The organism is Janthinobacterium sp. AD80 (genome assembly GCF_002878455.1).
Taxonomy (GTDB): Bacteria; Pseudomonadota; Gammaproteobacteria; order Burkholderiales; family Burkholderiaceae_D; genus Janthinobacterium.
In genome coordinates, this window is sequence record NZ_NRDQ01000017.1 from 26,660 (window position 1) to 34,395 (window position 7,736).

The window sequence follows — 7,736 nt, forward strand, 5'->3', positions numbered from 1 at the left end:
GGCACGCCAGCCGTCTTGCTGCGCCAGTAGACCAGACGCACCAGCAGATACGTGAGCGCGCCGGCGCTGCCGAAGGCGAGGGCCACCTGCGCCAGCGGTGCCGCCACGCGGCCCTGGAGCAACAGCCAGGCCAGCGTCTGCAGGGTGAAAAACAGCATGGCGGCGATCAGGCCATCGGAGGCGCAGACGCGGGCCGGCGGCGAGGCCGCCGGGTCGAGCAGATACGGTATGGCATCGCGCGCCTTTTGCCACAAGGCCACGGCCAGCGCCGCCGTCAGCACGACGAACACCAACTGCTGCGCCAGGTTGCCAGCCGCCAGCGCGGCGATGTACAGGCCCGTCAGCAGCAGGTACAGATAGGTGTAGGCGGGGCGTATTTTGGCCGCCGCCTCGGTGGCCAGCGGGTCGCTGGAAAACACGCCCAGCGCCACGGCGATCACCGCGTACAGGGGAATGCCGGCCAGGGCCAGCAGCATCAGGCCCGCCATGTCCCAGCGCCAGGCATCTTGCCAGGCCAGCGCCGCACCGAACAGGATCAGGGGGTAGAGCAGGGCCAGCGCGGCCCACAGCTGGGCCTTTTGCCGCAGCGCCTGGTCGACGGAAACGGGAAAGGTGTACAGCAGCCACAGCGCGCCGCCTTCCTTGTTGAGGGTCTGGAAGGCCGACATCATCAGCACATAGGTGCCGAGGAAAAAGCCGGTGCAGGCCAGCAGGGTGGGACTGGACAGCAGTTCGTGCAGGTCGCGCGCCTGGCCCGAGAACAAGGCCTGGCCGCCGAGGATCAGCAAGGGCAGCAGCAGGGTTTGCACGAGAAAATTGCGGTCGCGCAACAGCAGGGTCAGTTCGCGGCGCTGGATCACGGTGCCGATGCCGGTGCGCCACCTGCCTGTGGGCTGTGCCACCGAGGAGCGCTTGCGGCCGGCCTCGCGCTGCCCCGCACCCACCACGCCGTGGCGCAGCTGGCGGCGCAGCATCGCCATGCCCAGCAGCATCAGGCACAGGCATTGCACCAGCAGCAGGGCGGCCGGCAGCGCGGCCGCCGCACCCCTGGCATTGAGCAGACGCACCAGCAGGCCGGGCGGCGTCCAGGCGCTCCAGGCGGGCATGGCCGCCGCCCATGCATGGGCAAAGCCGCCCGTGCCCATGCCGAACGACATGCCCATATACATGGGAAACAGGCCGGCCACCGAGAGCAGCGCCTGCAGGTTGCCCAGCTGCGCCGGACTGAGCGACAGGCGCAGGCCCGTATCGACCAGGGTGCGCAGCATGGCCGCCAGGGCCAGCAGGAGCAGGCAGGCGAGCAGGCCTGACAGTGGCGCAAACCAGCCCTGGCCCGAGTACCAGGCGATCATGGTGGTGCCGGGCCACAGCACCAGCAGGCCGAGCGGGTTGACCAGCGTGCGCTCGAGCACGCGCGCCCACAGCAGGGTGCCCTTGTCGACGGGCAAGGTGACCAGCCATTCCAGGTCCCAGTCCGGTTTCGACAGTTCCCCCATGCCCAGCGGCAGCAGCAGGCTCACCAGCCACAGCAGCACCAATTGCAGGGTCAGGGCGCCCGCCAGCGCCGTACTGAAGGGCTGTTCCATCAGGTGGGCGATGACGGGCGCCAGCACGCGCTCGCCGGCCTGCATGCTGCCCTTGGCCTGGCAAACGGCCACATGGTCGAGCAGGCAATGCATGTTCAGCAGGTTGTGGCGGGCGATATTGCCGGAGGAGAACAGCATGGGCAAGAGCAGCAGCGCGCCCAGCAGCCAGGGTGCCCGTTTCTTGCCCGGCGTGGCGGGACGGCTCTTGCCGCCCTTGTTGAACGACAGGCCCTTGCCGCTGACATTGAGCAGGCGCTGCAGGCGCAAGCGGGTCAGCAGCCAGACGGCGCGCCAGGCACCCGGTGGCGCGGGCGTCACGCGGCGACCGTTTCGTCGGTCAGCTGTAAAAAGATGTCTTCCAGGCTGCCGTCGCTCGACAGCTGCTGGCGGATATCGTCCAGGCTGCCCGTGGCCGCCAGCGCGCCCCGGTGGATGATGGCAACACGGCTGCACAGTTTTTGCGCCATGTCGAGCAAATGCGTGGACACAAAAATGGTGGTGCCGGCCGCAGCGATGCGCAGCAGGCGTTCCTGCACGTCGCGCGAGGCGCGCGGGTCGAGGCCATTGATGGGCTCGTCGAGGATCAGCACGGCCGGGTCATGGATCAGCGCGCATGCCAGGCCCAGCTTTTTCTTCATGCCCAGCGAGTAATTCACGGCGAAATCCTCGCTCGCTTCGTCCAGGCCGAATTCCGTCAGCAGGCGCGCCGCGCGCGCGGCCGCCTCGGCGCGGGGATAGCCATGCATTTCGGCCACAAACTGCAGGATTTCTCGGCCGCGCAAATAATCGTAAAAAATCGGATTGTCGGGCAGGTAGCCCACCTTGCGCTTGACGGCGGCGCCGTCGCGGTGGCAATCGAGGCCGTCGATCAGGACCTTGCCGGCACTGGGCACGAGGATGCCCATCAGCATGCGGATGGTGGTGGTCTTGCCGGCGCCGTTCGGTCCAAGGAAGCCGAAGACTTCGCCTTTATTGACTTGCAAGCTGAGCGGCTTGACGGCCTCGAAGCTGCCGTACTGTTTGGCCAGGCCCTGGAATGCGATCATCGTGCTGCCTTGGTGAATGAGTTGCACGATCATAACGCGTCAAGCAGGCGCCTGCCTAGCGACAGGAATTGACGCTGGACAATCAGCGGGGCAGGGCGTTCTGCGTGATTTTCACTTTGACCCGGTAGGTGGGTTGTTCCGCGTCCAGCGCCGGCGGCGTGGCCGGATCGACGTCCAGCAGGGTAAATGTCAGGTGCTTGACGCTGGCGGAGCTGGCGCCGCCGGGCATGGAATCGGACAGGACGATATCTGTGGCACCGGCCTTGTTGATCAGGCTGAAGCTGTAGCTGACGTAGCCTTTCCACACGCACACGGCGCCCTTGCGGCAGCGGCTGTCGTTCACGCGTTCGAGTTTCAGGGTGTCGGTGGCCGTGATGGCTACTTGCTCGCCCGGCGAGAGTACGTGGGTGAGGCTGCGCGGCGTGTTTTCAGCGTCGCCGGCGCTGCCGGCAGCGCCGCAGCCAGCCAGCACGGCCAGGCAGGCGAGCAGCAAAGGGAGTAACAAGGTACGGTACGAGCGGGTCAGATAATGCATGCTTTTCCTTTCAGATAGAGCGTCCTTGGCGTGGCGGCCACGCAAGAGATTAAAATGATAATAACAAATTGATATTTTTCCGGCGCACTCCTGGCGCGCTGCGGATGAATTGCTGCGCCGGCCACGCGGCACACCGATTACTGCGTAGAATGGCTGTTTTGAAAATCAGGAAACAACCATGAAAAAAACCGACCTGGCCAAAAGCGATGCCAAGAAACTGATGGGAAAGATGCACGTTCCCGGCGCCGGTGCATTCGGTAAGGAAGCAGTGGTCATCGACCGCCGCGAACAGCGCAAGCGCGATCAGGCCCTGGGCCTGGTGCCATTCGCCGTCAAGCTCAACAGCGATCTGGTCTTGCAATTGCAGAACATCGCCAAGGAGCGCGGCGCGGATCTGAATGAGGTAGTCGCCGAGCTGATCGCCAAGGGCTTGGCTGCAGCTTAACGGGCGACAATGTTTATCTGTTGATAAACATTAAAGTTCAAAACTAAAAGGCGCCTTGCGGCGCCTTTTTTACTGCGGCTGTAGCATGGTGTTACACGTCCATTACACGTAGGCCGCCAAAGCGCCCTTCATTTTTTTCAGTGCCGCCACTTCGATCTGGCGGATGCGTTCGGCCGAGACGCCGAACTCTTCCGCCAGCGCGTGCAGCGTGGCGCCGGAACCGTCATCGTTGGCCAGCCAGCGCGCTTCGATGATGCGGCGCGAACGGGCGTCCAGCTTGCTCAAGGCCGTTTCCAGGCCTTCCGATTGCAGACGCGTCACTTGTTCCGCTTCCAGCACCTTGGTCGGCTCGGTTTGCTCCGACGACAGGTAGGCGATCGGCGAAAATTTGTCATCTTCATCGTCGGTCGGCGATTCCAGGGCGATGTCGCGGCCGCTCAGGCGCGTTTCCATCTCGATCACTTCTTCGCGTTTCACGTCAAGCAGCTTGGCCAGCGCATCGACTTGCTTGGGCGTCATCGCGTCCAGGCCCGTCTTGTGGCTGCGCAGGTTGAAGAACAGCTTGCGCTGTGCCTTCGTCGTCGCCACTTTGACCAGGCGCCAGTTTTTCAGGATGTACTCATGCATCTCGGCTTTCACCCAGTGCATGGCGTACGACACCAGGCGCACGCCCTGGTCCGGATCGAAACGTTTCACGGCTTTCATCAAGCCGATATTGCCTTCTTGAATCAGGTCGGCGTGCGGCAATCCATAGCCCAGGTAGCCGCGGGCAATCGAGACCACCAGGCGCAGGTGCGACAGCACCAGCTCTTGCGCGGCGGCCAGGTCATTTTTTTCACGCAGGCGTTTCGCCAGCGAAATTTCTTCGTCATGGGTCAACATGGGCAGACGGTTCACGGCCGAAATATAGGCATCGATATTGCCCAGATTGCCGGTGAACCCGAGGCCCAGCGCATTATTTTTGGTCGGAACCAATGCGGACGTTGCGGACATCATAGTCATGTTTTCTCCCTCGTAGTCTTGCTTTGTTCCAGTTGGCCATGTCACACGACATGGCCCGATTTTCGTTCGTTTTTTGCGTATTCGGTCTTGCGCTTGGCAGATCGCGGCACCATCTTCATTTGGCGCCCTTGGCGTTTCTGCCTTGGTATGTCTGTATATTAGCACTCTCTGTCAGAGAGTGCCAATCGGCACATTTAATCGTCGTGATAGCCTAAATGCTATGGCGAATCGCCAGTTGATATTTTCTCTGAAACGCGGCGCCAGGCCGCATGGTGGTTGCGGCATACACCGTTCCGCTCTTGCCTGACAGGGCCACACCTTCTTCACGACAACATGCATAGTCTACGGCCGCAAGCTGAAGCGAGCCTTAAGAATACTTGCTAAATATCAATATAATCGCAGTATGGGGCGAATAGCAAAAAAACAAGAGGCAGTCAGGCATGGCGGCACCGCAGGCGCCGCCATGGGGAGGAAGGTCAGTTCAGGCGCGCCAGATGGCGCTGTACGCAGAGGAAGGCGCCGATCAGGCCCAGGCCCGCGCTGAGGGCGAGCAAGCCGGCCATCGGCAGCGGCGCCAGCGGCACCAGCTGGAATTCGGACGCATACAGGCGGGCAAACTCGGCAATTGCCGTATTCAGTGGCTGCAGGGCCAGCGCCACCGCACCCAGCGCCAGCGCGCCGGCGCACAGGCCCAGCAGGGCGCCCGTGTAATAGAAGGGGCGGTGGATGAAAGTATCCGTCGCGCCGATCAGTTTCGAGATGCTGATTTCATCGCGCTGCTGCATCACCTGCAAGCGGATGGTGTTGAAGACAACGGCGATCACGGCCACGCCCAGGGTGATGGCCAGCAGCAGCAGCACCAGGCGCAGCACGCCCAGCAGGGCCGCCAGGCGCTTGACCCAGGCCGAATCGACCTGCGCCGACTCCACGCCGGGCAGGTGGCGCAGCTGTTCCGCCACCGCATCGACATCCTGCGCCTCGCTGGCGCTGTTGAAGGCGTCGAGTTTCAGCACATAGCTGTCGGGCAAGGGATTGTCGCCCAGGGTGCTCAGCACGTCGGCCAGGCCGCTCTTGTTTTTCAGCGCATCGAGCGCCTGCTCGCGCGGCACGAAGACGATCTTGGCCTTCTGGTCGCGCACGATCTTGCGCATTTCGCCGGCCAGGGCCACGGCCTGCTCGCGCGGCGTGTCGATTTTCAGAAAAATGCTGATTTCCGGGTCGACCGACATCTGTTCCGACATCGGACGTACATTGTCGAGCATGGTCAAGCCGGCGAACGGCAGCGACAGGGCGATGGCGACCACCACCACGTTCAATAAAAAGCCGCCCGGCGACTTGCGCAGGTGGATCAGCGCCGAGCCCAGTGCGAAGCGGTGTTGACGGAACCAGCCTCTCATGCGCGTTCTCCCTCGGCATCATCCTGGCCAGGCGTGGGCGTTGGTGAAAAATCGGGATCGGGCGGGGCGAACACGGGCGCCTGCGTGGCCTTGTCGATGGCCATCAGCTGGCCGTTTTTCAGGTGGATCACGCGGGCGGCGGCGTCGAGCATTTGTTCGTCATGGCTGGAAATGAGGCAGGTCACGCCCACGGAGTGGAAGGCTTTCAGGGCGTCGAGCACCTTGTTGGCGCTGGCGCGGTCCAGGTTGGCCGTCGGTTCGTCGGCCAGGATGATCTGCGGCCGGTTGACGATGGCGCGCGCGATCGACACGCGCTGCTGCTCGCCACCCGACAGCGACAGCGGACGCGCCATGGCGCGGTCCAGCAAGCCGACCTTGTCGAGCGCGGCGCGCGCGCGCTGCTCGGCGGCCGCCTTGTGCGCGCCGACGACGAGCAGCGGCAGCATGACGTTGGCCAGGATGGAGCGGTCGTTGAGCAGTTTCTGCTGCTGGAAGATCAGGCCCATGTTGCGGCGCAGGAAGGGCACGCCGGCCGGCTTGATCTTCGCCATGTCCTGGCCATTGACGATCAGCTTGCCCGAAGTGGGACGTTCCATGGCGGCGATCATTTTCAGCAGGGTGGATTTGCCGGCGCCCGACGGGCCCGCTAAAAACACCAGTTCGCCTTTGGCAATATTCAGCGAAATGTCGCTGAGCGCCACTGCGTCGGGGGAGTATTGCTTGGAGACGTGCTGAAATTCAATCATGTAGGTAGTTTATCCGAGCAGCGCTTCGACAAATTCGGCAGCCACGAAGGGCTGCAAGTCTTCAATTTTCTCACCGATACCGATGAAATACACGGGTACGGGACGCACGCGGGCGATCGCCGCCAGCACGCCGCCCTTGGCGGTACCGTCCAGCTTGGTGATCACCAGGCCGCTCAGCTGCAGGGCGTCGTCGAACGCTTTCACTTGCGTGAGGGCGTTCTGGCCCGTGTTGCCGTCGATGACGAGCAGGGTTTCATGCGGCGCGCCTTCCATGCCCTTGCCGATGACGCGCTTGATTTTCTTCAATTCTTCCATCAGGTGCAACTGCGTCGGCAAGCGTCCTGCCGTGTCGACCATCACCACATCGATGCCGCGCGCCTTCGCAGATTGCACGGAATCGTAGGCCACGGCGGCCGGGTCGCCCGATTCCTGCGAAATCACGGTGACGTTGTTGCGCTCGCCCCAGACCATCAGTTGTTCGCGCGCGGCGGCGCGGAAGGTGTCGCCCGCAGCCAGCAGCACGGACTGGTTGTTCGACTGCATGTGCTTGGCCAGCTTGCCGATGGTGGTGGTCTTGCCAGCGCCATTCACGCCGGAAATCATCATCACCAGCGGCTTGTGGCGGCCCAGCTCGAAGCGCTTTTCCAGCGGCGAGAGCAGGTCGATCAGCAATACTTTCAGGGCGGCCTTGACGGCGGCCGCGTCGAGCAGCTTGTCTTCCTTGACCTTTTTCTTCAATTCTGTGAGCAGGAATTCCGTGGCGTCGATGCCGGCGTCGGACATCAGCAAGGCCGCTTCCAGCTCTTCATACAGGGCGTCGTCGATCTTCGCGCCGACGAACAGCACGGACAAGGTGTTCGAGGTTTTCGACAGGCCCGCCTTCAGGCGCGTCATCCACGATTTTTTCTCGGGTTCGGCGGCCACGATCACGGGCACGACTTCGGCCGGCGCCCCGCTCAAGGGAGCGGCGGAGGCGCGG

The 7,736-nt window shown here is 63.2% G+C and carries 7 protein-coding genes; 1 reads left to right on the forward strand and 6 read right to left on the reverse strand.

Annotated elements, in window-relative coordinates; genetic code table 11:
- Positions 1-1,900 precede the first annotated feature (1,900 nt).
- On the reverse strand, positions 1,901-2,632 hold the full coding sequence (locus tag JaAD80_RS03855; RefSeq protein WP_102292967.1) for an ABC transporter ATP-binding protein: 732 nt from the start codon (positions 2,630-2,632) through the stop codon (positions 1,901-1,903).
- A gap of 82 nt (positions 2,633-2,714) precedes the next feature.
- The gene (locus JaAD80_RS03860) at positions 2,715-3,167 is read right to left on the reverse strand and encodes a hypothetical protein (RefSeq protein WP_102292957.1); all 453 of its coding nucleotides are present in this window, start codon (positions 3,165-3,167) and stop codon (positions 2,715-2,717) included.
- A 178-nt stretch (positions 3,168-3,345) separates the two neighbouring features.
- Between JaAD80_RS03860 and JaAD80_RS03865 the strand changes: the two genes are divergently transcribed.
- The gene (locus JaAD80_RS03865; RefSeq protein ID WP_102292958.1) at positions 3,346-3,612 is read left to right on the forward strand and encodes a hypothetical protein; all 267 of its coding nucleotides are present in this window, start codon (positions 3,346-3,348) and stop codon (positions 3,610-3,612) included.
- 102 nt (positions 3,613-3,714) lie between these two features.
- Here JaAD80_RS03865 and rpoH read toward each other — a convergent pair whose 3' ends face one another.
- The 4 genes from rpoH to ftsY all read right to left on the reverse strand — a co-directional run bounded on the left by rpoH (position 3,715) and on the right by ftsY (position 7,717).
- Positions 3,715-4,608 carry an RNA polymerase sigma factor RpoH gene (gene rpoH / locus JaAD80_RS03870; RefSeq protein WP_102292959.1) on the reverse strand — a complete coding sequence of 298 codons (894 nt, stop codon included), beginning with the start codon at positions 4,606-4,608 and terminating at the stop codon, positions 3,715-3,717.
- Between the two features lie 482 nt (positions 4,609-5,090).
- Positions 5,091-6,011, reverse strand: a complete 921-nt coding sequence (gene ftsX, locus JaAD80_RS03875) for a permease-like cell division protein FtsX (protein ID WP_102292960.1) — start codon at positions 6,009-6,011, stop codon at positions 5,091-5,093.
- Complete coding sequence (locus JaAD80_RS03880; protein WP_102292961.1) at positions 6,008-6,757, reverse strand: cell division ATP-binding protein FtsE; 750 nt, start codon at positions 6,755-6,757, stop codon at positions 6,008-6,010. Before JaAD80_RS03880 ends, ftsX begins: the two co-directional genes overlap by 4 nt.
- 9 nt (positions 6,758-6,766) lie before the next feature.
- Entirely contained in the window at positions 6,767-7,717 is a 951-nt protein-coding gene (gene ftsY / locus JaAD80_RS03885) for a signal recognition particle-docking protein FtsY (protein ID WP_102292962.1), read from the reverse strand.
- Between the last annotated feature and the right edge of the window lie 19 nt (positions 7,718-7,736).